1 protein-coding gene is annotated in these 535 nt (G+C 64.5%); it reads left to right on the plus strand.

Translation table 11 applies throughout. The annotated features are described in order from the left end of the window. Positions 1-54: 54 nt before the first annotated feature. Positions 55-535, plus strand: a 481-nt coding sequence (locus tag J0A65_RS25460) for a DoxX family protein (RefSeq protein ID WP_206597005.1), incomplete at its 3' end; no start/stop codon positions are given.

Genomic DNA, 535 nt, shown 5'->3' on the forward strand with positions numbered 1-535 from the left:
CATATTGCATCCAGCCAGTCCCCAGTGCCAGCCAGACAACCCGGAGATGCCCTCATGCTATTTGTCGCCCTGCTCATGCTCCTCACCCTCATCGCCGCACTCCCGCAGCGTCTGGGCCTGCCGTTGTTACCGTCATGGCGGGCACGCATGCGCCTGGCACTGAGCCTGGCTCTGTTGCTGATCGGTGTGGACCACTGGCTGACACCCACTCGCTACCTGGCGATGATGCCGCCCTACCTGCCGCTGCACGAGCCTCTGGTGCTGTTCACCGGCGCCTGCGAGATCGCCGGCGCCATCGGTCTGATGTGGCCAGGTACACGCCGACTCGCCGGCATCATGCTGGCCGTCTACTTCGTCTGTGTGTTTCCGGCCAACCTGCACAACGCCCTGCATGGCCTCGACGCGCAGGGCTTGCCGAGTGCGCGCTGGTACTACTGGGCACGCCTGCCATTCCAGCCGCTGATCATCCTGTGGACACTCTATGCAGCGGGTGTCCTGAACGGGCGCGCAGCCCTCACAGGTCCAGGAGAAAGGT

The sequence above is a fragment of the Bowmanella yangjiangensis genome, assembly GCF_017255015.1.
Taxonomy (GTDB): domain Bacteria; phylum Pseudomonadota; class Gammaproteobacteria; order Enterobacterales; family Alteromonadaceae; genus Bowmanella; species Bowmanella yangjiangensis.